General features: G+C 63.1%; 19 protein-coding genes and 1 pseudogene. 11 read left to right on the top strand and 9 right to left on the bottom strand.

The window, feature by feature from the left end; translation table 11 throughout:
- Positions 1-7: 7 nt before the first annotated feature.
- Entirely contained in the window at positions 8-1,525 is a 1,518-nt protein-coding gene (locus LVJ94_34220; GenBank protein ID WXB01961.1) for a DUF1501 domain-containing protein, read from the bottom strand.
- 563 nt (positions 1,526-2,088) lie between these two features.
- Between LVJ94_34220 and LVJ94_34215 the strand changes: the two genes are divergently transcribed.
- Entirely contained in the window at positions 2,089-2,541 is a 453-nt protein-coding gene (locus LVJ94_34215; GenBank protein ID WXB01960.1) for a hypothetical protein, read from the top strand.
- Between the two features lie 166 nt (positions 2,542-2,707).
- Here LVJ94_34215 and LVJ94_34210 read toward each other — a convergent pair whose 3' ends face one another.
- The gene (locus LVJ94_34210) at positions 2,708-2,920 is read right to left on the bottom strand and encodes a hypothetical protein (protein ID WXB01959.1); all 213 of its coding nucleotides are present in this window, start codon (positions 2,918-2,920) and stop codon (positions 2,708-2,710) included.
- 245 nt (positions 2,921-3,165) lie between these two features.
- Between LVJ94_34210 and LVJ94_34205 the strand changes: the two genes are divergently transcribed.
- Positions 3,166-3,822, top strand: coding sequence for a hypothetical protein (locus LVJ94_34205; GenBank protein ID WXB01958.1), 657 nt, complete (start codon positions 3,166-3,168; stop codon positions 3,820-3,822).
- Positions 3,823-4,406: 584 nt separating this feature from the next.
- Here the strand turns inward: LVJ94_34205 and LVJ94_34200 are convergent.
- Positions 4,407-5,018, bottom strand: coding sequence for a TetR/AcrR family transcriptional regulator (locus LVJ94_34200; protein WXB01957.1), 612 nt, complete (start codon positions 5,016-5,018; stop codon positions 4,407-4,409).
- 304 nt (positions 5,019-5,322) lie between these two features.
- Here LVJ94_34200 and LVJ94_34195 point away from each other — a divergent pair, with 304 nt between their 5' ends.
- Positions 5,323-6,441 carry a hypothetical protein gene (locus tag LVJ94_34195; GenBank protein WXB01956.1) on the top strand — a complete coding sequence of 373 codons (1,119 nt, stop codon included), beginning with the start codon at positions 5,323-5,325 and terminating at the stop codon, positions 6,439-6,441.
- Between the two features lie 26 nt (positions 6,442-6,467).
- Here LVJ94_34195 and LVJ94_34190 read toward each other — a convergent pair whose 3' ends face one another.
- From LVJ94_34190 to LVJ94_34180, 3 genes are all read right to left on the bottom strand, one after another.
- Complete coding sequence (locus LVJ94_34190; GenBank protein WXB01955.1) at positions 6,468-6,737, bottom strand: hypothetical protein; 270 nt, start codon at positions 6,735-6,737, stop codon at positions 6,468-6,470.
- A 106-nt stretch (positions 6,738-6,843) separates the two neighbouring features.
- Entirely contained in the window at positions 6,844-7,509 is a 666-nt protein-coding gene (locus LVJ94_34185; GenBank protein WXB01954.1) for a hypothetical protein, read from the bottom strand.
- A 187-nt stretch (positions 7,510-7,696) separates the two neighbouring features.
- Positions 7,697-8,668 (bottom strand): DUF2314 domain-containing protein, encoded by a 972-nt coding sequence (locus LVJ94_34180; protein WXB01953.1) that lies wholly within the window; start codon positions 8,666-8,668, stop codon positions 7,697-7,699.
- Between LVJ94_34180 and LVJ94_34175 the strand changes: the two genes are divergently transcribed.
- Positions 8,669-8,827 carry a hypothetical protein gene (locus tag LVJ94_34175; protein WXB01952.1) on the top strand — a complete coding sequence of 53 codons (159 nt, stop codon included), beginning with the start codon at positions 8,669-8,671 and terminating at the stop codon, positions 8,825-8,827.
- A gap of 232 nt (positions 8,828-9,059) precedes the next feature.
- Positions 9,060-10,430 (top strand): MFS transporter, encoded by a 1,371-nt coding sequence (locus LVJ94_34170; protein ID WXB01951.1) that lies wholly within the window; start codon positions 9,060-9,062, stop codon positions 10,428-10,430.
- Positions 10,431-10,479: 49 nt separating this feature from the next.
- On the opposite strand, the gene LVJ94_34165 is transcribed toward LVJ94_34170, so the two are convergent.
- Positions 10,480-13,311, bottom strand: a complete 2,832-nt coding sequence (locus LVJ94_34165) for a helix-turn-helix transcriptional regulator (protein WXB01950.1) — start codon at positions 13,309-13,311, stop codon at positions 10,480-10,482.
- 294 nt (positions 13,312-13,605) lie between these two features.
- On the opposite strand from LVJ94_34165, the gene LVJ94_34160 reads away from it, so the two are divergent.
- Positions 13,606-15,603: a serine/threonine protein kinase gene (locus tag LVJ94_34160; protein WXB01949.1), complete on the top strand. Its 1,998-nt coding sequence runs from the start codon at positions 13,606-13,608 to the stop codon at positions 15,601-15,603.
- Between the two features lie 8 nt (positions 15,604-15,611).
- Here the strand turns inward: LVJ94_34160 and LVJ94_34155 are convergent, their stop codons facing one another.
- Positions 15,612-17,780 carry a fatty acid desaturase gene (locus LVJ94_34155; protein ID WXB01948.1) on the bottom strand — a complete coding sequence of 723 codons (2,169 nt, stop codon included), beginning with the start codon at positions 17,778-17,780 and terminating at the stop codon, positions 15,612-15,614.
- A 93-nt stretch (positions 17,781-17,873) separates the two neighbouring features.
- Here LVJ94_34155 and LVJ94_34150 point away from each other — a divergent pair, with 93 nt between their 5' ends.
- Positions 17,874-18,914 (top strand): AraC family transcriptional regulator, encoded by a 1,041-nt coding sequence (locus LVJ94_34150; protein ID WXB01947.1) that lies wholly within the window; start codon positions 17,874-17,876, stop codon positions 18,912-18,914.
- Positions 18,915-19,062: 148 nt separating this feature from the next.
- Positions 19,063-20,154, top strand: coding sequence for an agmatine deiminase family protein (locus LVJ94_34145; GenBank protein WXB01946.1), 1,092 nt, complete (start codon positions 19,063-19,065; stop codon positions 20,152-20,154).
- A gap of 16 nt (positions 20,155-20,170) precedes the next feature.
- Here the strand turns inward: LVJ94_34145 and LVJ94_34140 are convergent.
- Positions 20,171-21,034 (bottom strand): annotated as a pseudogene (locus LVJ94_34140) (glycoside hydrolase family 6 protein).
- Between the two features lie 641 nt (positions 21,035-21,675).
- Between LVJ94_34140 and LVJ94_34135 the strand changes: the two are divergent.
- From LVJ94_34135 to LVJ94_34125, 3 genes are all read left to right on the top strand, one after another.
- Positions 21,676-22,380, top strand: a complete 705-nt coding sequence (locus tag LVJ94_34135; GenBank protein ID WXB01945.1) for a trypsin-like serine protease — start codon at positions 21,676-21,678, stop codon at positions 22,378-22,380.
- 250 nt (positions 22,381-22,630) lie between these two features.
- Positions 22,631-23,191 carry a hypothetical protein gene (locus LVJ94_34130; GenBank protein WXB01944.1) on the top strand — a complete coding sequence of 187 codons (561 nt, stop codon included), beginning with the start codon at positions 22,631-22,633 and terminating at the stop codon, positions 23,189-23,191.
- A 385-nt stretch (positions 23,192-23,576) separates the two neighbouring features.
- Entirely contained in the window at positions 23,577-23,783 is a 207-nt protein-coding gene (locus tag LVJ94_34125) for a hypothetical protein (protein ID WXB01943.1), read from the top strand.
- Position 23,784: the final 1 nt, after the last annotated feature.

Here is a 23,784-nt window from a genome sequence, read left to right as displayed (position 1 = left end):
CTCTGGATCAACCGGGAATGGTTTGAATCGGCTTTCGAAGCGACGTGAGGATGGGCGCTTGGTTGCCGCCCACTCGGAACTGCAGCTGTCGGTCGATTGCGAAGATATCCATCACCGTATTGGCTACCGAAGAGAAGTTCAGATAATCCGTGGCTTGGAACGTTGCCGGCAGGTCGCTGCGGGCCTTCATGGTTGCAAAGTCGAACGGTTTGCCCATGACTTTGCGGAGTGCCATGTTGTTCGTCGTCCCCTCGCGGGCGAAGTGGGCGCCGGAGACGTTCAGAATATTTCCGGCGTCGTCGACGTCGGTGCAGTCGCTTTCGCCCAGGATGAGGCCACCGCGGATTCCATTGCCCGCGAGAATGACCGTATTCGACAGCGGGTTGTGATCGGTACCGGTATTTCCCACGTCGCCGCCGAAGAAGGCGGCCGAGACCATGGTTCGGGCGAACTCGGTGTGGATGCACACCGTGGTGACATCGAAGAACGACGGGCTTTGCGGATCGTTGGGGTTGACCCGCGTCGTTTTGAGAAGCTCGAACACCGTGGCGAGATTCTGCGTCACACCCGGCGCGGTCGTGCTGCTTCCCGAACCGAGGCTGCCGCCGATCAACTCCATTTGCGGCCCCGTGGCGCTGTCGGCCCCGTGAACGTCGAGGATGGGGTCCCGATTGTAGACGAGCGTCGCGGCCGATGTGACGCCGGAGCGGAAGTAGTCGAACACGATCGCGAGGCTCGCGAGCACGTCGACCGTCGATGGGTCGGCCGTTCCGGTTGCGCGCTGAAGTGCGGTCGACAGCGAGGGGGCGCTTCGCAGCGCCGCATGAAGCTTCTTCGACCCTTGGGAGAACATGCCCGACCCTTGGGCATTGGCCAGCTGGCGCTCCTGGATATGGCGAATGAGTGCCGAGTTCTCCTCGATCTTCGGTCCGTTGGCGAGGGCGCGACCGATGCCGTTCGCTTCCGTCCCCCGAAATTGGATGCTCTTGCTGAAGTTGGCTCCGGGCGTCGCTCCGTCCGGGAAGAACCCGAAGAGGACCGATTCGATCGGAAATCCCGATTGCTCTCCCACCATCGGCAGGAACGAATCGAAGCCTTCATTCGACTGATTGGTCGTCGCGTACCGTGCGTTTTGCCCGTGCCCGTCGGCGTCTTTGCTCATCAGAACGCCATTCACGACCGAGAAGTCGGGCCAATGCGCCATGAGCGGATTGACCAGCGATGTGCGGAGGGCCTTCGTGCCATTCGAGCCCTCCATCTCGATGCGCGCAGCATCGACCCCGACAGGGATGCTCCGCACGCTGTTCTTGTGGAGATAGTTGGCGTGACGCCCCTTGTCGGTCATGCGCAGCGAGCGCGCGTCGAACAAATAGCTTCCGTCGACGCCACCCGACATGAGGATGTGGAGGAAGAAGTGCCGGGGCGCGGCAGCTTGCGCGATGGCCAATTTCGAGAACGGGAGGGACGCTGCCACGGTGGAGAATGCCCCGAGCTGCAGGAGGCCACGCCGCGTCATTTGGCGCATGGATGTGCCCGCTGGCCCTTTGGAGCCAAAGTTACGCATTTCAGTCCTCTCTAAGTATTAAGTGAATCGAACGAATCAGAATTCCATAGCTATCAGTACAGCCCAATCATGTATCGCCCGCTCTAACAAGCAAGAAGAATCTAGATATCCGAAGACGCCAAAATGAAGTTGCGCAACATTCGTCTGCAGAGATGGTGCTTCCACCGCCCCAATATGAAGACGATCGTCGTTCGGAACTCGCGCAGACTTTCTTCCCTCTGGCTCGCAAAGATATCGCGAATGTCGTTCCGTTTCGGTGTGTGCGGCGGTGCGACTCGCGCCAACGGGCGGGACCGTTGTTCCCGGACGTCCTGCTGGTCGGTGCAAGAGCAGGAATAAACGGGCCCGATGTCCAATTGCGACACGCAACGCAATTGGACGACGTGGGGCTGCTCGCATGGCGCGTCACGAGATAGCCATGGGGCCGACGGCGGTCCCTCCCATCCAAATTTCATTGTGCGGGAGACACGAACACAGAAGTCGGGCAATGGCGATTGTTCCCCCTCGGCAATGGCTCGACCGCCATGGCGCGCACGAACGCCAAGCCGCTCGGCACCGGAGAACAAATGTCATTCGTCGACAAATACTCGCCATACCGTCTCGTCGTGGACCGCGAGCGGGTGGCCTGCGTCTTTGTCGAATTTGTCGAGCCAGAAATGAAATCTGTCCGTCAGGCGAACTTCATAGTCCGTTGTGTCTCTGGCCGGTTGAGGCCGAGCGCGTCGGCGAGCCTCGTGATGATCACGGCGCGGTTATCGCGAACCTTCGACAAAAGGCGCCGGTTGGCAACGGACAGCCGTCCACAAGCCTCGGCGAATGATGCAAGTCAGCAGCACGCGCAGACCTGCACCCCCGCCGAAAGGCACTCCTACTTCAGAGCTGGGAAGGTAACGGACGCACTGCGGGCACTAGGCCCCTCAGTGGATATGGTCTGCACGGTGCCCGTCGCGCCGAGCTTCGCCGCTGCTGCGTTGTAATCGCCATTCGCCGCGGCAAGAGCCGCCTTGCATTCCTCCTTTGTCTTTCCGGTCGCCTTTCGGAGATCGTCGACGAGTTTTGCATCAGCCATGATATGCCTCCTTCGAAATCTGGGATTGCCGGACCGTCATGCGCGACCCCCTCGTGCATAGGCAGCAACGCTATTTAATGTTTAACGCCGAGCAGGTGACCGAGCCCGAGGGTGTGCACGGCTTCGTTGAGGTCCACCCCGCGGGTCGTCGCTACGGACTCGGGCTCCCGGAGCACCACCAGCGCCGCGTTGTAGTCACCGTTGGCGGCGGTGAGAGCTTTCTCGCATTCCTCCGGTGTCTTTCCGGTAGTCTTCTGGAGATCGTCAACGAGCCTTGAATCAGCCATGGTGTGCCTCCTTCAAAACGTGAGAATGCCGCATGTGGAGCTTCCCCTGGTGCAGGCGAAATCATAACTCGCCGCCGAAACCTCCGCGTGAGGCATGGTGCCACGCGTGCGATGGCGAATCGCTGCAAACTGGACAGCAACGGCACGGGCGTGCGCGGGCGCACGTCCAGCCATAGCTGTTACGACACGCTGGCGAACTGACCGGAAAGAGCGGAGAGCGCGGAGAGACGTGGTATGAACCGACCATGGCCACATGGGCGGGTGCCATCGTCGAGACGTGCGGGCAACGCGATTTTGCGTCCATCACCGCGAAATACGGCGTCACCGTGACGGGAGACGTGACACCGCGGCTGCTCATCGAGGGTGACTTGAGGATCACACGCGGCCTCGGTCCTCCGATTTTTGCCGAGGCGCTTTCACGCGATCTTCAGGGGACGGTCATCGCATTTTTCGTCCAGACGGGGGCCAGCGTCGCGCAGATCGAGCATTGGGAGAAGGGTGAGCTCGTACGCAAGTTGGAGCACTGGGAGGCCGAAGACCGGGCAGGCTGGGGCACCCAAACGGGAACGCCGCAGGTTTGGGAGGCCTCGTACTTCTTCGACGATGGAGAGGGCACCGCGGACGACGCAAGGTGGCCGTCGAACTTGCGCGATGAGCTCACGGACGACGAGATGGCGCGCTACGAGCATGCGCGCGCGATGAAAGATGCGTCCAGCATCCTGGACCTGCTCTCCGACGGCTCGCCCCGGTCGATTCGCCGTCTGTGCCTGCACTTCGGCGTCGACCCCGATACGCCTGGCGCCCGTTACACGCCCCCGCCGAGTTGGAGGCTGCGGATTGTCGTGGCCGCCGTGGCGGCTCTTTTCGTGGGCGCGATTCTGGCCGCGGCGCTCTCCCGCTGATCACGCGGCGCGTTGGGCCGCTCTCGAGCCGGCGCGCCGCGGCATTCGATCAGGACCGCAAACGCGAAGAATCCCGCGCGTCGGGGGACGGGCGGGCTGAATCGGGGCTGCACAGAAAGGGGCGCCGGCGTGGGCGGGCGGTTAGCGCTCCTTCACTTCGGCTGGTAGAGCGCCAAGCGGAACTCGAGTCCCCAGACTGCAAGATGGCATAGTTGAGGGGGATGCATCTCGGACGCGTAGGGTTCATGCCCATGTGTAGATGCGGATATCGGTCCAATCGGCCCACGGGGGATTGTTGCGATATCTTCGAGTGGCCGTTTGTGGGTCGGACATCTGAATCAGGGCCACTTTGCGATATCGCGAGTCGCTCGAAGGTTCTGGTATGCGACGAAAGTCATAGAGCGGAATCGCTCGTCATACCATCTATGCCATAAATCTCGATTCGAGCGACGTTGTAGCCGCTCGCACGTGAGCGCGTGCAAACGCTCCAGCAGATCACCCTGAAGGGCGAAGGCGAGGCCGAGGGAGAATGGCGCGCGACGAAAGTCGTGCGCCGCGTAATCGTGAGCGATTGGGCGAGCTGATCAATGAAACGGCTCGGAAGAGAGCAAGCCGTCGACCATCCGACGCATCGTTGGTGCGGCGTAACCGGCGGGCATCAGGCCGGGCGCGGCCACGGCAATGCGGTATGCGCCCTCGATGGCCGAGAGCAGCACCGCCGCGATGGCGCCTGCGTTCTTCGTGGTGCGCCCGCTCTCTTTCAAGCACGTGCGCACCCGATCGCTTGTTCGCTCGAACATCATCGAGAGTGCGCGCTCATAAAGCTTACGTACGTCTGGCTGGCGAATGGCTTCGGCGCCGAACACGACCCAGGAGGCCATGGCCTTTGGATCCGCATCGTGGCCCACGGCGACGTACGCATCGATGAGCGCCATCAGCTGCTCGCGCGGAGCATTGCCAGCTGCCTCGATTCGAGCCGTCGCACGGGCCTCCAGCTGCGCCGCGAGCGTTTGGAACGCCTCCACCAGAATCGCCTCCTTGTTCTCGAAATGGTAGTGCACCAACCCCGGCGCGAGCCTCGCCTCCCGAGCGATCTTCGCGATGGTGGCGCTGGCATAACCTTCGCGCCCCATCACAGTCAGTAAAGCGTCGACGATTTGCGCGCGCCGTTCACGGGTGTTCGGAGGTCTTCCCACGTTCGAGGAATATAGCCGGCCTGCACGAGGGATGCTGTTGTCACGCCGCGGCCCGCCAGGTAGGCGGCGCTTTTGTCCGCGTAAACCCGCGATGCAGGACCGTCAACCCGAGGACGACATTCGGCGCCCCGAGCCTTGACGCAGCAACAGTCCCTTTCTATTGTTTGGTCATGCGACCAATAAATGTCGCCTGCTCGGCGGATGGCATTTTTTGCCTGCTCAACGGTGCGAAATGCCTGTGAACCGCTCGAAACTGAGCAACGGCGACCTCCGAGAGTTCTCAGGGATCGATCACATATCTGCCGTGGCCAACGCGGCGATCTCCGCGGGCATCGGCGCTCTCATTTACTTCTACGTTCCCGCAACGATGGTCCACTACCACTACGTGCTCGGGGTCGTCCTGGCGGCCGTTGCGGCGTCCGCCGCCACCCGCTACAGGCTTCGAATATCCAGCGACGGGATCGAGTGGTCCGTCTTCCTGGCGTGGATTCTGCCGATCGAGCGCCGTCGATACCTGCTGGATGCAAAAATCGACATCTATTGGAGCCTCGAGGCAACCAAGCCGGAGGGTGTTTGTGTCCGTCCGGTTCGGATCGGGGCGGACGAGGAGGAATCGTCCTGCTTCGGACAGTCATTCAGTCAGCCGGCGATCGCATCACTCTACGAGTGCGCCAACGACGCGATCCAGCAGGTACGGAACCTGTTGCCACCAGCCCCCTTCGAGGTGCGTTGCCCGCTGCTCGCGGAGAATGCGACCAAGCTCGATGTGCGTGGCGCAAAGCGCAATTGGCAGGGGCGACTTCTCGAGGCGAAAGTCGTCAGCGATCTCGCGATTGGAAAGCTCCTGCTGCCTTCCGGAACGCTCCTGCTGTTCAATGGTGAGGAATACCTTGACCCGCGACGGCAAGATCTGCTCGTTGCGGCGGTGGCAAAGAGGTCGCTTCGCCTTCCTATCGGGATCTCTGTATCGTCGAATACTCGAATCACATTCACACCTTTGGGAAAAATCAACTCCGTGCACGGCGCACTCGGCGCCATCGTCCTCGACGGCTTTCCAATCGATGGGAACGAGACGATAGGCCTGGATGCGGACGGACGCGTCAGCTCCTTTACCCTGGGGGCCGCCACGCAGTTGGGTGGTTTGACCCTCGTCGCGGGAACTGAATTTTCGACTTGGTCGAAAGTCTTCGACCGAAGAACGACCTGGTGTTGCACGATCAGAGGCGCATTGCCGTTACCGGACCTTGTTCTTGGCCCAGGGGATTCGGTCGTTTTCGACAAAGCCAGCAAGCTGCTCGTTCAGATTTGGCCCAAAGGTGAACGTGTCCTCGGCAGCGAACGGCTTTCGGCTGGGCTGGTCGCGGTTCATGCCGACGGCCGGATCGACAGGAAACGAGCTCGAAAGACAGGCATTCTGCGGTGATGATTCGGGCTGCCGATCAAATGTGGTCACTCTGCTTTTTCGGAGCGCGCGGTCGCCACGAACTCGGCGAACGATGCGACGCGGCCGTGCAGCGGCACCACGCGCTCGATATCGAGATTTCTCGATGCAACGGCATCGAGCAGGCGTGAGGCGAATGGATTGGTGCGGGCCGGCCCTTGGGAAGGGCGCGGTGAATAGTCGTCCACCTCGACGAGCAAGCGTTGAATTTCCGGCGTAACCGGTAGTTCGCAGCTGCCCTCGTCTGCATCATGGCGACTGGGTTGGAGGACTCGCACCGTTGACCGTCGGTGACCCAGGGGCTTGCGGTGCCCCCGCCGAGAGGCAACGGCGTCAAAACTTGGTACCAATCAGAGAGAAAGTCGGCCGACTCGAACTCGACGCTCATCCGTCTTTGGCGCGGCGGAGGCTTTCATCGCGTTCCTTCTGTTTTTCATCCCAGATTTGGCGCAAGTCCGCTTGGTTGCGAATGATCCGTGCGTCGAGCGTAAAGGCCCATCGTTCGCCGGGGTCGGCGGGAACGGCCTGCAAGGCGCCGACGAACGGTCGATGATCGCCCACGGTCACCGTCATTTTGCGCTCGAGCCGTCGCGTACTCGCGGGCCCGGTCGGTTCGGTGAGGAGCAAGTCCAAGTCGACGTCGATGTCGTTGCGGGGGGTGATGGTCGCGGTGACGACGAGCTTCGTTCCAGGAATGCGATCCGTGCCCATCGAGAGGCTGGCCCGATGTCCATCGACCGCCATGATGTGCGGGGTGGAGACGAGGGTGATGCGCGGGTCCTCGAGCCGAGTGGCCAGCGTGCTTCCATCGTCCGGGCCGGGTTGCAAACCGGGGAAATCACGGTTCACGCGGAAGACCGCGATCTCGACGAAGACTTGTTTCTTCTGGTCCTCTCGTGCTACCGACCCGCTGCCCGTCAAAGCCGCGGCTTTCGCAGGTGTCTGCGGTGAATTCGTGCCAGCGCTGCAGGACGCAAGTCCACAGCATGCGAGCAGGATGAGTGCCGAGAGGAAGCGGGTGATGTTCACACCCCGATGAACTGAGGTCATAGCCGATCCTCCAAGCACGGCACGTGCCGTGTGCGAATGGCGCCAATATTTGCGATTCATCGAGAAACGGCTGCACCGCGACCCACTGCGCCTGACAGATTGTCGTCGGGCGATACGCCATTGGTCAACGTGGCATTTTGCGCTTTGTCGAGAAGAGGAAGAGAACCGTCACGACGCCATGGTTGCGTCAGTGGCGGAGAAGTGCCTCGTTCGAATAGCCGCCTTCGCGGCGGTCGCCGTCGACCAACATCCAGTCGAAGAGCTCTCCTTCGTCGAAGGTGACACGCTTTCCGGCTCGTAGGTCGTTCTGGTACGCGCTGTCATTTGCCAGCATGCCCGTGATCTGCCCGTTTTGCACGGCAACGACGGCCACCCACATGAACTCGGAGCCACCGCCTTGCTTGGGGAAACCACGCTTGACGAGGAGCTTCCGCGTCGGTGGGAGCTCGCGGAGGAATCGCTCCCTCACATCGGGCCACTCGCGGACGGCGCGCTCGTGAGCTCGTTTCAATGCATCGTCTCCGGACGATGGAACGACCGGTGCTGGAGCGGGAGGTATCTCCAAGAACTCGTCCAGCATCTGGTAGTACCACTCCCCGAGCTCACCCGTGAACGACGCGGGCGGGCGGATCGTGATCAAGGGCTCCATCGCTCCACGCCCTTTCCCATCGAAGGAGAGTCCGACTCTGGTCTTGCCGCCCGCCGCGCGGCCCCCGCCGAACGCGTCGACCATATCGTGTTGTGTAATCGATATCTCGGAGGGAATGACGATCTCCGCTAACGTATGTCCCGATTCGTGCTGCTGCTTGAAAGCTCCGAACAACACGCGGTGCGCAACGGCGTTCATGACGACGTCGATGGAGTCCAAGTTCGGCGGGACGGAGCGCATCTCGAGGTTCGGTAGTCCAAAACGTTTCATCCCGCACGTGGTCACCCACATGGCGCCATCATCCGAGTCCGACATCGGGCAAACGATATGCTTGGCGATGGCCGCGCGTCCGCCCGCGGGCAGTGGCTCCTCGATGTCTCGAATCGGGAGCAGCCGGGGCCCTTGAGGATCAAGAATGACGCCGTCGAGAGCGGCGGCCAGCCCCTTGGCCATCGCCAACGAGCCAAAGACGCCCAGCGGCGGATACCAGAATGGAGTGTTGCTCTTCACATGACCACCCGATTCGACTTCTTCGTCGAGGCCTACCGCGTCCTTGCCCGCATGGTCAGCGCCGTGCCCAAGGAGAACGTGCAAACCCTCGCGACCTACGCTCCGACGGCTGCCCGGTCCGACCGGGCGGAGGCGGCCACGAAGATCGTTCGAACGTAGGCTCGTCGTCATGGCGACCAATGGACGCCAATCCTGCCCAATGATGGTCCCAATCACGCGGGTTTCTTCGAGGGGTCCACGATCGACGTGATGCGTCAAAATAAGGCTAAGGTAACCGGTGTCAATAACGCTTGCCAATGTACCGATACTTCGTTAGCCATAACAGATGGGGCAGGCTGTCAAATGGCCAACTGTATGACGATCTCACGCTCGTTGACCGGAGAGTAGTTCGATGCAAGACGCCGACGCGATTCGGAATATCGGTGCTCGCGAAAAAACGGGCGCACAAGTGTCTCCCGCCGGAATCGGCCAACAGCTCGGAGCCTTTGCTCTCACCGTTGGGCGTTACCGCTGGACGATCTGTTTCATCCTCTTCCTCGCCGCCACGATCAATTACGTGGACCGGCAGGTCATCGGGGTGCTCAAGCCCGACCTGACGAAGCTCTATGGCTGGAGCGAAAAGGACTATGGCAACATCGTCTTTTGGTTCCAGGTGGCGTACGCCATGGGCATGCTGTCCATGGGCTGGCTCATGGACAAGGTCGGCACGAAGATCGGCTTCGCCATCGCCGCCACGATATGGGGACTCGCCGCCACGGGGCACGTCCTCGCCACGTCGGTGGTCGGCTTCAAGATGGCCCGGTTCGGCCTTGGAATCGGCGAGGCGGGCATGTTTCCCGCCGCGGTGAAGGTGATTGCGCATTGGTTCCCCAAACGAGAGAGGGCCTTTGCCATGGGCCTTTTCAATTCGGGCACCAACGTGGGCGCCATCGTCACCCCATTGATGCTCCCGATGATCGTGCCTGCGTTCGGCATCGGGGCGTCGTTCGTGGTGACGGGTATCTTGGCGCTGCTATGGGCCGGATTGTGGCTGGCCAAATACCATCCGCCCGAGGAGCACCCGAAGATCAGCGAAACGGAAATGGCGTGGATCAAGAGCGATCCTGTGCCGAACTACCCGAAGATTCCGTGGGTGCGCCTGCTGCCGTGGCGACAAACTTGGGCCTTTGCCATTGGCAAATTTCTCATCGACCCGATCTGGTGGCTCTACCTGTTCTGGGTGCCCAGTTTGCTGAATCAGAAGTACGGCCTCACCTTGAACAAGATCGGCCTTCCGCTGGTCACCATCTACCTCATCTCCGACGTCGGTAGCATCTTCGGAGGCTGGCTCTCGTCGACCTTCATTCGTCGCGGATGGACCATCAACCGATCGCGGAAGGTCGCCATGATCCTCTGCGCGTGCCTGGTGCCGCCCATCGTCTTTGCCGCCAATGTGGGGTCGACGTGGACCGCCGTCTTGCTCATCGGCTTGGCCACCGCCGGTCACCAAGGATTTTCGGCCAATCTATTTACGCTTACCTCCGACTTGTTCCCGACCAAGGCTGTCGGATCGGTGGTCGGATTCGGTGGCATGGGCGGAGCGATCGGCGGCATCTTCATTGCGCAATTGGCTGGCACCGTGCTTCAGGCCATGGGGCCCAGTGGCTATTATGTCCTGCTTCTCCTGCCGCCCATGGCGTACACGCTGGCCATTGTCAGCATCCACCTGTTGTCTCCGCGCCTGGAGCCCATTCGGAGCGAGGAATTGCCGTCGGGCAGCTGAATGGGAATCGCAGCCGGCATCGCGTGCGGGCGATGCCGGCTCGGCGCCTTTACGAGGCGTCTCGAAGGACGGCGGCGGCGCGAACCAAATCGGGCGTGTCGAAGCCTTCGGTGAAACGACCGTGCACCGCCGAGAGCAGCGCAAACGCCTCGGCGCGGCGGTCCCGGCGAATCCATAGTTCGGCGAGGGTCGTCGCCGATCGGAGCTCCCAGGCCAGGGCGCGCTGCCGCCGCGCGATCTCGAGCGAGGTTTTCAGGACGGCTTCGGCCTCGGAATCCCGCGCGGCATCGCCCCGCGCGAGAATCCGCGAGGCACGGATGCGGAGCAGCTCGGGGGTGGACCATCCTGCGCGGCCCTCGTCCGCGCGCGCGAGCACGGTTTCGCTTGCGAACGACGCATCCATCGTCGCCATGATTTCCAGAAGGTGCGCCCCCACGTTGGGCTCGGGGAGCGGATTCACCTTTCCCTGCAAGATGGCCTGATAGCTTTCCGCGTAGGTCTGCCACATGACCATCGAGTGCTCGAGAGAGCAGGTGAGAAGCGACGCCGTGTACTCCTCGGCCGTAGCGCGGTCGCCCGTCCAGAACGCAATGGGAATGGCGCCAATGGCGAGGGAAAAGCACAATGGGATGGCTTGACCGAGCGACCGCGATAGCTCGACCGACTCGAGAACACGCTCGCGCGCGTGGTCGGGAAAGCCTTGAAGCCAGAGAACGAGGGCGAGCATCTTCCGCGCCCCGGCTCGCACATCGTGTTGGACCCCGCGATGGCGAACCTTGCACGTCGGACTGCTCGCATGCGCGAGCAAACGCTCCACGTGGCTGCGTGCCGCTGCCTGGTCACCCGAGTAGTGAAACACGAGAGCGGCCATTCTGCGATAGGTGAGCGAGACCCCCGGATCTTCGAGCTTCGAGGCCAGGGTGGCGAATCTCTCCAGTGTCGCGAGAGACTCCCAATAGTCACCGTTGTGCGTGAGGCAAACGTGCAATCCCCAGAGTGCGCGCAGTTGTTCATCGACGAGCCCTGCGCGCTGCGCGGCCTCGAGCGACGCGCGAAAGGCAATGGCCACGGTTTCCATGCGGCCGCTCGTATGAAATGTCGTGTGCCCGAGCACGTCCCATAGGCGAACCGAAATGGCGGGATCGATGAAAACGGTGGCGTTGGTGAGCCTCTCGAACGTGCTCTCCAGGCGTTGCCCATATTCGTCGAGCAGCGAGAGGGAAATCCAAAGCAGCGAAGAATCGGCCATCAGCTTCGCGCTGATCGCCAGATCGCCGGTCTCGGAGGTCGCCCATTGGAGCGCGCCGCGAAGGTCATCGATCAGGTGTCGATGCCGATCGGCCCAAACCTTGGGGTCCGAGCCCTCCCATTCGAGCTCCGCGGCGTGAAGCGCGGAGAGGACGTACTCCGCATGGCGGGTCGCAGCCCCCTCCCATTGACCATCGCCCACGGCCGCCAGCTTTTCGGTGGCAAACGCGCGGGTCGTATCGAGCAATCGATAAAGCGGCACTTCGGCGCCGATGTCGGCGGTGACCAACGATTTGGCAAAGAGATTGGAGAGGTACGTCAGCGCACGCGAGCGCGCCGCTTCTTGGTCTTGCCCAACGGCCATTCCTGCCACGGCGACGGCCCCGTCGGCGGTGAAGGCGCCGCGAAAGACGGAGAGCTTCTGCAGCATGGCGCGCTCCTCGAGCGGCAGCAGGTGGTAGCTCCAGTCCAGGGTGGCCGCGAGCGTCTTGTGACGCGGAAGGGCCGTTCGCCGGCCCTGGACCAGCACGTCGAAGCGGTCGTCCAGGCGGGCGGCGATCTCGCGCAGGCCGAGCTCACCGACCCTGGCCGCCGCAAACTCGATGGCGAGCGGCATCCCATCGAGCCGGCGGCAGATCGCCGCGACGATGGGCGCGTCGGCATCCTGCAGCTCGAACCGGCCGGCGCCTGCCCGCGCCCGCTGAACGAAGAGGTCCACCGCGGGGTACGCGAGCGCGTCGGCCGCGGTCAACCCGTCCGCGTGCGTGGTCGTGGGCGGTGGAGCCAGGGGCCGAAGCCGGTGCGCCCATTCTCCGGTTGCGCGCAGGACTTCGCGGCTGGTGGCGAGGATGCGGAGCTCCGGAAGGTGCGAGAGCAAGGCCTCCGCGAGCCGCGAGACGGATTCCACGACGTGCTCGCACGTGTCCAACACGAGGAGCACTTGCTTTCCACGCAAATGGGAACGCAGGCCGGCGAGGGGATCGCTCGCGAGCACGCCGATACCGAGCGCCGAGGCGATGGTGCTGGCCATGAACTTCGCGTCGGAAAGCGCCGAGAAGTCGACGAAGCAGATTCCATGCGAAAAACGCGGCAGACACCGTTGCGCCACCGCGATGGCCACCGTCGTTTTGCCGATGCCGCCCGGTCCGGTGATGGTGACCAGGCGCTGCTCGGCCAACGAGTCCGCGAGCAGCGTGATCGTTTCACTGCGCCCGACGGTGGTGGCGATCAGTGCGGGCAGGTTGTGGGCGGCACCCTCGTTGAGGGCAGGCTCCGCGCGCGATCGGTCCCATCGCGAGACCGGCATCGTAAAGCGGTAACCTCGCGAGACCGTCTCGATGGCCCGGGGGCCCTCGCCTCGGGCCAGCGCCTTGCGAAGGATGCCGATTTGAACGCGCAGATTCGTCTCATCGACGACGACGTCCGGCCAGACGCGCGCCATGAGTTCGTCGGCGGTCACGACGGTGCCGGCATGCTCGAGCAACACGCCGAGGATGTCGAATGCGCGGGCTCCGAGGCGAACCGGCTCGTCCGCCAAGAGCAAGGTGCGCGGCGTGGGATCGAACCGAAAGGCACCAAATGCGTAGCCGGCGCGGCCCGACTTCCTTTGCTCCGACGCCAAGCTGGTTTCCACCGTCGACCTCACCCCTGGGTTTGGAGTCTACCGGGATGTGCTTCAGGCGCCAATCGTTCTGCGGCTGCGTCCATGCATGCAATGCAGTCGGAATTGTTTACTTAATCGCGGATTGGACAACGGACACGAGCGATGGGGGGCAGGGTTCGCTACATGAAGCCATCTCGACCAGTGTCCCGCGCAGACGCGCCTTCGCGAACAGCCGACCGTTCAGCGATTTCGGAATAGCCATTATGCAGGCGCGCATACGCCGCGGCCCGCTGTACCCTTGCTCCTCGCAGAGGAGCGAATCCCGTGTCGTTCGCGCATCCATATCGTCCAGAGCGGGCTCTCGCGCGCCTCCATCAGGTGATCCAGGGCAAGTACCGCATTCGCCGGCTGCTCGGGATCGGAGGTTCTTCCGCCGTGTATGCGGCCACGCATCGCAACGGGCACGAGGTGGCCATCAAGTTTCTCCTCCCGCACCTCATCGGCGACGCGGACATGTACCAGCTCTTTCGTCGCGAGGCCTACGTGGCGAACCGTGTCGGACATCCCGGCACGGTTCCGGTGCTCGACGACGACGTCGACGAGCACGGGAGTCCTTTTTTGATCATGCCCCTGCTCGAAGGGGAGACCTTGCGCGCCCGATGCAAGCGCGCGGGCAACCTGCCGCTGGCCGAAGCGTGTCTGTTCGTGGCCGACACGTTGGACGTGCTCGCCAGCGCGCACGCCAAAGGCATCGTGCACCGCGATATCAAGCCGGAGAACCTCTTTCTCACGCGCGCGGGTGATGTGCGCGTCATGGACTTCGGCATCGCGCGGCGCGGAGATGCCAACGCGACGTTCACCTTGGCGGGACGCATCGTTGGAACGCCCGCCTTCATGCCGCCCGAGCAAGCCATGGGCGACAAGTCGAACCTCGGTCCGCACAGCGATTGCTGGGCGGTGGGCGCCACGCTCTTTTACTTCTTGTCCGGGGAAACGGTCCACGTGGCCGACACGGCGGGCGCCTCGCTGGTGGCGGCGGCCACGCGGCATGCACGGCCGCTCGCCTCGGTGGCGCGGGACGTACCGTCCGAGGTGCAAAGCGTGGTGGATCGGGCGCTCGCGTTCGAGCCCGCGCGCAGATGGGCTTCGGCGCGTGACATGCGTGACGCGCTCGTCGCGGCGATGGAAACCGTTTCGGGCGAGAGCATCGCGGACACGCGCGCACGGGTGCGCGCCTACGTCGTGGCGGATCTGGCCGGGGCGGAGGACGATCCCCACGACGAGGAAACCCAGCTACCTCGATTGCGTCGCAGCGACGATGCGGAATCCAACTTGGGTGAGCCGGAAGGGCGCATCGTTTACTGCGGTGATGGGGTTGCGGTCGCGCAGTTCGGTGCTCTGTGCATCTCCATTTGGCTCGGTGGATGGCTCGGCGGGAGTTTCACGGTGGAGCAGCCGTTTCTCGCGGACGTCCTGCGCGATCGGACGGTTCGCATCGGATGGCTCTGCGTCTTGGGCGCGAATGTCAAACCGGACGAGGAGTCGCTGCGGCGGGCATCGGCGGATCTCGAGGCATATGGGGACCAGGTCCAGTGCGCCGCCGTCGTCATCCTCGGCGATGGTTTTCAATCCGAAATGAACCGAAGCACGTTTTCGGGCATGGCCGTCATTCTTTCGAATCGCATGCCGGCGGCCACGTTTTCGTCGATACCCGCCGCACTGCAGTGGTTGGCGCGCCATATGGCCCTTGGCTCCGTGGAGAAGGCCGAGCGCTTCATCGACGATGCGAGCCAACAGCTCCAGCGCACCCGCATCTTGGACGCGCGATCCATCGATTTGTCGCTGCCGGGCGGGCGCGTCTTTCACGCCGTCGAAGGCTTTGCCACCGGCCAATTGGGACGGGTGTATATCTCCATTTGGGAGCGCGGCTCGTCGGATATCGTCGTCGATCCTTACATGGGAATCGAAGAGGCGATGCAGCGTGAACCGGACGGCATCGTGCTTCTCTGCATCGTCGGGTCGGGGGTCGAGTCCTCGGAGAGCTCGACCCGCCGGGCGGTGGCCTCGCTGGCCTTGCACGGCGAGGGCATCCGATGCGTGGCCCTCGTTCACGACGGCGAAGGGGCCGCGAGCGATTTCTCGGAGCGAATCAAGTCGGGCGTGTCGCTCATCGTTTCGAACAAACTCCCCATCGAGCGATTTCTCAGCATCTCCGCAGCCATCGCATGGATGACCCAGCAGGTCCCCATCGGGGCCATCGAGGAGACCGTCGAGCGGATCGAGCAACTCCGGCGTGACGTGGCCAGCGCTCGCGCGAGGTGACGTCGCGTTCACCGCCAGCGCGCGTTCGCCTGCTGGGCGAGCGCGCGCTCCTCGGCCGTCGCGTGGTCTCGGTCCCATGCGAGAACGCGCGGGGTCATCAGTCGATGCCAGAGCGGCGGGATCATGGCGACCACGAGCGTGGTGAGGTATCCGCCGATCATCATCGGCGCATTCGGGTAAGGGCGAAGGTCATGGTACGGGACCTCGCCTTGCGCATGGTGATGCGAATGGCGCGTCAGGTTGAACATCGTCCACGAACTGATTCGGCGGTTGGTGTTCCACGAATGGCGTGGCTGCACGGGCGTGCTGGGATCCCGCACGAGGCCGTAGTGCTCCATGTAGTTCACGATCTCGAGCAGCGCCTTACCCCACAAGGCGCATGCGACGAAGTAGGCCGCGGCCACGGCGCCACCCATGCTCCACGCGATGGCGACGAGCACGACGCTCATCGCATGGCCGCGTAAAAAGGCGTTGTGCCACGAAACGTGCGCCAACCCCTTTTTCGAGAGGCGCTCGGTCTCGATGTTCCAGGCGCTTCGGTTGCCTTGGAGGGTCGAGGCCAACACATGGAAGTACACGTTCCGACCGCGCGGCGCCGTCGCCGGATCCTCGAGGGTCGAGACGTAGCGGTGGTGGCCGTACACGTGCTCGATGGCGAAGCTCGTGTCGAAACTGAAGGCGAGCAACCCGCGCCCCACGAGCATCGACAGGGAATCCCACGTGCGGTGCGTGAGCTCGTGCGCCGGGATGGTGCCGACCATGCCGATCATGAGCCCCGTTGCGACGGCCCCGGCAACATGATGCCCCAGGCTCGTCGCCGCACGCGCCGCGAGAACGTCGTAGCCCGTCCAGGCGGAGACCCAGCGCCCGAAGCCCAGAGGATCGCCCGAACACACGCTCCACACCGAAGAGAACACGATGAGCGCGAGCAGCGGGAGTGCCAGCCAGAGCTGCGCGGTCAAAATGCTCGGATGGCGAAACGTCGGCGTCGATGTGTCGTCGCCGCTCACGGCATCGCCCACGAGGTAAAACGCGAGCACGGCGGCGAGACCCGCGCTCACGAGCCAACCGCCGGCGAGCAGCACGGCCACCGCGAACAGCCCGACGGCGTGGAAGAGGAAGTATTTGAGGTAGTGGAATACATCGAGCACGCCCGGGGGTGAGGCGTCGGCGCGCGTGGTGAAGCGATCGAAATGGACGTGCTCCTGCGAAATGCCATTGGCCATGAGCACGGTGACGGCGGCATCGACCATGGCTGGCGGCCCACATAGGTAGGCGTGTGCATTGGGCGGGAGCAGGGCAGGGAGCTCGTCCACCACGCGCCCTCGCTTTCCCGTCCAGCTCGCGTTGGAGGAAGCCTCCGAGAGCACGGGCACGAAGCGGAAGCTGCCCCGCCACGTCGCCTGGAGCGCCTCGATCTGGTCGAGTGCATACAAATCGCGCTCTTCGCGCGCCCCGAACAACAAGGTGACCGGTCGCGTGTCACCCACGGATGCAGCCTGCTGCAACATGGCGAGGATGGGAGGCAGGCCGCTTCCACCGGCGATCAGCACGAGCGGTGCGTCGCCGTCGCGCAGCCAGAAGTCCCCGGCGGGGCCACGGAGCCGCACGGACAGCCCGCGCACATCGTGATCGTGGACGAAGGACGAGAGCTGGCCGCCCGGCACTTTGCGAATGTAGAAACCGACGACGCCGCTGCCGTCCGCCGGGGTCGCGAAGGAATAGGAGCGCACGACGCCCGGCAGCTGCTCGAACGCCAGCTCCGTGAATTGCCCCGCACGGTAATCGAGCGGCTCGTCCAGCTGCACGGCGAGGCGGGTGATGTCGTGGGTCACCGCGTGCCGTGCGACCACGCGCCCTGCCACGGTCCGCCTCGCCGCGTGCTTCGCCAGCTCCACGTCGATCCGCACGTGGGTCTTCGGCACGCTCTGGCAGGCAAGGATGTACCCCTGCGCGAGTTCCTGCGCCGAGAGCAGGTACCCCGTCTCGGTCAGCTCCTTCACCTCGCCTTCGACGAGCCTGCATTTGCAGGTGGCGCAACCCCCGACGCGGCAGCTGTTCGGGAAATCGATCCCGCTCCGAAGCGCCGCCTGGAGGACGGTCTCCTTCGGGCGAAGTGTGATGAGCTGATCGTTGATCCGGGCCGTTTTCGGTGTGGCCGTCGCTCCGCTCGCCATCGTCCCTTCCTCCCTCGACGATGGAAGATAGTTCGGGCCGCAGGTCATTTCTTGACAGCCACGGGTCATTTCTTGACAGTGTCGGGGACCCCCATGGTCCCCAGCCCCGAGCTCGCGCGGTTCTCGATGCCGGTGGCCTACCTCCGTCAGGTCGCTGCGCAAGTCGAAGCACTGGGCCTCGATGTCGGCGTCTGGCTGATGCGCTCGGGCCTCACGGCGGCCGCGCTCGACGATCTCGAGCTCGAGGACCTCCCGTTCGACCTGTTTCGGAGGCTCATCGTCGATGCCATCGCGCTGAGCGAGGAGCCCGCGCTCGGTCTCCTGGTGGGCCAGCGTCTCCAGGTGCAGACCCACGGGGTCCTCGGCTACGCGGCCCAGAGCAGCGGCTCGCTCCGACAAGCCCTCGGACTCTTCGAGTCGTTCACGCGCACGCGGATCTCGCTCGTCGACATCGAGGCCGACGGGCGTCGCGACGAGACGCGCGTGCGACTGGTCGAGCGGCGCGACCTCGGCGATGTGCGGCGCCCCGTGCTGGAAGCCGTGAATATGGCGGCAAAGAACATCCTCGACGCGATCTCCATGGGCACGGCCGCGATTCATCTCGTCTCATTTCCGTTCGAGGCCCCGTCGTACGCGAGCTTCGCCGAACGACTCTTTGGGTGCCGCACCCGCTACGGCGGTGCCTGGGCCGGCTTCACCATCCCGAATCGCGTGCTCGACGTGCCCCTGCGGGCCGCCGATCCACTCGCGTTTCGTGAGGCGGTGCGGACCTGCGAGCGGGAGCTCGAACGCCTCGCGACGACGGAGACCTTCGCGGGCCGCGTTCGACGCGTGCTTCTCGAGCACCAGAACGGATTTCCGTCGCTGGAGGTCACCGCCCGCATTCTTCACGTGACGCCCCGAACGATGCACCGGCGTCTGCTCGACGAAGGCACCAGCTTTCGCGAAATCCTCGAGGATTTACGCCATCAACTCGCCAAAGAGCATATGAAGGCCGGCCGCTTCACACTGCAGGAAATTGCTTACAGACTGGGCTATACCGACTTTGCCAACTTCCGCCGAGCCTTCAAGCGCTGGGAGGGCGTGGCGCCGACGGTCTATTGCACATCACTCCGAACGCGAAAGCGTGGATAACGAGCGCCTCCGTTCGGATCATCGCGTCATCTTGGACCGCCACCCATTCGAGGGATCGCTCATCCAATGAGATGTCCACGAGACTCGAGTGGCCCGGCTTTCCACGAGTTGGGAACTCTCCGTACGATTCGAGATGGCGGAAAGATTCATGCATCGACGAGCACTGTGCTTGGTGTCGTGCGCAACGCTGCTTGCCGCGCTCTCTGGTTGTACGACGAGTGCCGAGGGGCTGGTCACGGAGGAGGAGCAGGAACGTCGTCCGGCCGTGCTCCTCGAGGGCGATCAGGCCGAGGCGAGCCCTCAGAGCGGATACCGCGTTCCTGCCGAGTACGAGCCCGTTCGCGCCGTGCTCATCACGTGGCGAGATTACACCGACATGTTGGGCCCGATCGCCGTCGCGAGCGCGGAGGCAGGGGCGCAAGTGCTGGCGGTGAAAGGGCCGCCCTCGATTCCGGGGGTTCCCGCGCAGCAGTACCAATCGCTCGACTACAACACCAACAGCGCTTGGGTGCGCGACTATGGGCCCGTGGGCATCAACGAGGGGACGCAGTCGCTCAGCATCGTGGACACCCAGTACGGTGTGCGTGCCCGCAACGTTGCGGACGATGCCATTCCGTGCAAGCTCGCCGCGACGCTGCATAGCCCCTGTTACCGCACGAACCTCGTCTTCGACGGCGGCAACTACATGAGCGATGGCCGGGGCAATGTCTTTTTGACCCGAATGATTTACACATGGAATTCGGGCAAGACGCGCGAAGCCGTCGACGAAATGCTCAGGACGTACCTCGGCGCGCGGACGATTCATATTTTCGATTACGCCGCAGGGCCCGACGGCCGGCCCGCCGATCAAACCGGTCACATCGATATGTTTGCCAAGTTGGTTGGCGAGTGCAAGGTCATCGTTGCGGAGACGTCGGACGAGCCATTCCAGTCCGCGACGGAGAAGGCGGCAGATTATTTCCGCGGGCTCGAATGCGGCGCAGGGCGCTATCAAGTCACTCGCGTCAAGGGGTGGGTGAGCCAAGGGACTTGGTATACGTATACGAACTCGCTCATCGTCAATCGTTCCGTCATCGTGCCGTTTTTCAACGACCCCGCGGAAAATGCCGCCGCCCAGCGCGCCTACGAGTCCGCGATGCCGGGCTATCGCGTGGTCGGCGTCAACAGCGAGTCGAGCATCGGCGACGGCGGCGCCGTCCACTGCCTGGCGCGCGAGCTTCCGCGAATCGTGCGGCGCTGACACCGCTCGAATCCGTTCAGGTCCCTTGGATGAGGCGGTCGGCCAAGGTTGGATTGAAGATTCCCGCCGGTGTGCTGGGTGCAATGCCACACTCGCCGTCGGAGTTGCCGGGCACCTTGAGCCAGAGGAGCGCGTCGGCGCCGCCGCCGAATTGCGATACGGCTCCTAGCTTGCGTCCAGGCGGATTGCACCACTCGCCATTGGAGCCGTTGCCATTGCGGCTGGTGTCGACCACGAATGATTTCGTGTAGCCGTATTGGCTGGAGAGAGAGCCATTGACGCTTCCACCGTAAGCGTTCGATTGGCTCGTCGTCTGATAGTTCGATACATTGATGGCGAACCCGCGGATGTTTCCGATTCCCGCCGCATGGAGGCGCGTGGCCATGGTGGGCGCGGCGATCCATGCTGCGTGGCCTGCATCGAGGTAGACGCGGGCGGAGGGCGCCTTGTCGCGAAACATCTCCGTGGCGTAGCGAAGCAAGTCGGTTCGGATCGTTCGTTCCGTGTCGTTCGGCAAGCAATCGAGCTGCGCGAGGGCGTCGGGCTCGAGGACCACCATGGCGGGTCTGTCGCCAACCCCCGCGGCAAAGGTCGCGATCCACGTTCGGTAGGCGCCCACGCTGCCGGCACCGCCGCTCGAATGGCCACCGCAGTCCCGGCCGGGAATATCGTAGGCCACGAGGATGGGCCATTGATTGTGCGATGCCGCGGCGCCAACGTAGCTCGAGACGGCCGCACCGATGTCTCCGCTCCAATTTCCGAACCACCGCGCCATGGGTTTGGTCGAGATGTTCGCACGGATGCTCGCGGCACGGGAATCCGAGCCATGGGCGTCCACCCAGATGGCCGGATTGGAATTTGGATCGACGTAAAACCCCGAGGGAGCCGCCGGCGCCTCCACGGCATTCGGATGCAGGAGGTTCGCCTCCTCGGCGTTCTTCGGTTCGGCGTTTTCGGCGCCCGACCCGCCGCAACCCACGGTCGACAGAAAAATAGAGGCGGCAGCCATCCTTCTCGATTTCATGGTCCGTTCCCTCCGCGGGTTGGGTTGCCGTGTTTCATGGAATACCGAGCATAAGTGGGTGCCATTCCCGCGTAAACTGGTTCTCGAAACGGGTATCGATTTACGCATTGCGCTCCTTCGTTTTGCCCATTTCGAATGAGTAGAGTTGCATAGGAATGCGGCGGAGAAACGGAACGCGGAGGCGCATTTCAGTGATGGGCGAACATTGCTCGCGTAGAGCGAATGGTGCTTGCGTCGATTTCGCGAGACAAACGGACTATCGCTGTGTAAGCCATGACCTACGACTGAGCGCCTGCTCCCGGGTTGCGTCGTTTTGGACGCGCGGGGAAGTTTGGAGGCGAATGGTTCACGGCGTTCCGGGATCCATCGAAGGATCCGCCCACCGCGGACGTCGGTCTTTGACTCGATGATCCAGCAAACAACGGGAGGTTTCCCCGATGCACCATTCGTTGAAGAAATTCGTTCCCATGGGTTTGTGCCTCATTGGTTCGGTGACAATGATGGGTTGCGCAACCGCAACCGACGAATCCAATGCCCCCGAAAGCGAGATCGCGGAAAGCGAGAGCCCCATCATCGGCGGCGCCATCGACCAGGGCGATCCGGGGGTCGTGTTGGTGCGTTTCGGCCGTGGAAGCTATTGCACGGGCGAAGTCGTGTCACCGCACGTCGTGACGACGGCCGCGCACTGCGTGAAAGGTAAGAGCGGTTGGACCGTCGATACGACCTACGACGGCAGGGGCACGCGCCGTACCGTAAAAGAGGCGTACTATCATCCGAGCTATTCGGGAACGCTCGGTAAATACGATGTAGGTGTTCTGATCCTCAACGACGCCCTTTCCGTAACGCCCATTCCGCTGAATCGCCGAGCGTTGCAAAATTCGGATATCGGCAAGAACGTCCGCATCATCGGCTACGGCGACTCGACCCTGGACGGCAATGGCTACGGCAAGCGCCGTCAGGCCACCGTGAAGATCGTTTCGTTCGCAAGCACCTCCGTGACCATCGGCAACGTCCGCACCGACGGCAAAGTTCAATGTTACGGAGACTCCGGCGGGCCTGCGCTTCTCTCGATCGATGGCGTCGAGCGCATCATCGGCTTCGACTCGGGGAACCACTCCGACGTATGCGACCAAGATGACCTCAACACGCGTGCCGACACCACGGTGGGCTTCATCGATCCGTACATCGAGAAGTATCACTGACGTAGTTCTGCGGGCCAGGGACGACTGCACGGGCACGGGCACGGGCACGGGTACGGGCACGGGCACGGTGTACTAATTTTGTAGTGAGGGTGAAGTCTCTCAGACCCAAGCACGTACCGCCGAAAGGTGGTTCGTTCGCCTAAAGGATGCCCGCTGCGGCTCGTAAAGAACGCACAGGGGTCGAGCTCAACCTGTGCGTTGCTTCGTGCGCGCGGCGGGAGGCGAGCTTTTGTCCTTTGGGAGAGATGGCATGGGAAAGACAACGCATTCTAGGGTGGGAACGTGGACGTTGATGTTCGTGGGGCTCGGCGCGCTCGGTGGATGTGCCTCGATTGGAAAAATGCTTGGCGTGGGCCAGCCGGATGCCCTGAAGGGTGACATCCCATTCCGCGTCACCAATCCCCCGACACCGGTCGGCCGGAATTTCGCCAAGCCGGTCAAGTACAGCGTTTGCGGATTCGTGGTCACCACGCCCGACGGGGAGATTCACAACAATTGGTTTGGCGGCATGGCAGCGCCCCCGCCACAACCCGGTGAATCGAAAGACTACAAGATCAAAGCCGGCGTCTATCGAATCCAGGCGCACGCCTGCACCGGGGATCCCAAACATCTGCACGCCGACTCCAAGGGACAGATCGATATCGAGGTCAAACACGCCATGGAAGTCGTCATCGTGGCCCCGACCGGCGAGCCACGGGCCGAGCCAACGGCGGGGTTCGACGTGCGCGTGCTGAAGACGGGCGCGTGGAAAGAGGAACAGACCCTCTATTGCAGCACCGACAAATGGGGCAAAGAGGTTTGCACCGAGTAGGAGCTCGTGGGGGACTCCCCCCGAGCTCCTCGTGGCGCTATCGGCACCCTCTAGCACTGCGGAAGTTGATTGCACCGCTTGAAGCACGCATCGTGATCGCTCGGCGCCCCGTTGGTGCAGCCGTCGAAGCAGCGGTTGCGGTCTTCTTCGCACGCGGTTTTTCGCGCAGGGGGTGTCGTGTGGCCCATCGGTACTTTGCTTTCTTCCTGAAACCATTCATCGGGTAGGGATGATTTGCAGGCACTCGTTGCGAGGGTAAGAAGGAGCACGACCTGTGCTGCGAAATGCGTGCGAGGCCTGGTGCGACTCAATTCGGTTTCGTGGTTCGCGGTCATACCGAGTCCTTACGGGACCACTGCTCGTTCCTTTAATATGGAGAATCGTCATGTCGAATTTGCAAGCTACGCCCGCACAGGGAAGTGTCGGACTCGGTTTTCTGGCGGGACTTTTCGGCGGGTGCCTGGGCGCGGGTCTCGTTTATGCCCTGGCCAAAGGGCCCGATACGAAAAAAGGCGCGCTCTATGGCTTGATCGCCCAGGTGTGCATCGGCTTCATCTTCGGGTTCACCTTTACGTCGAAGCTATTGAAATAGC

Source organism: Sorangiineae bacterium MSr11367 (assembly GCA_037157805.1).
In the GTDB taxonomy this organism is placed as follows: Bacteria; Myxococcota_A; Polyangia; order Polyangiales; family Polyangiaceae; genus Pendulispora; species Pendulispora rubella.
This window is presented reverse-complemented; position numbering and strand designations above follow the sequence as displayed.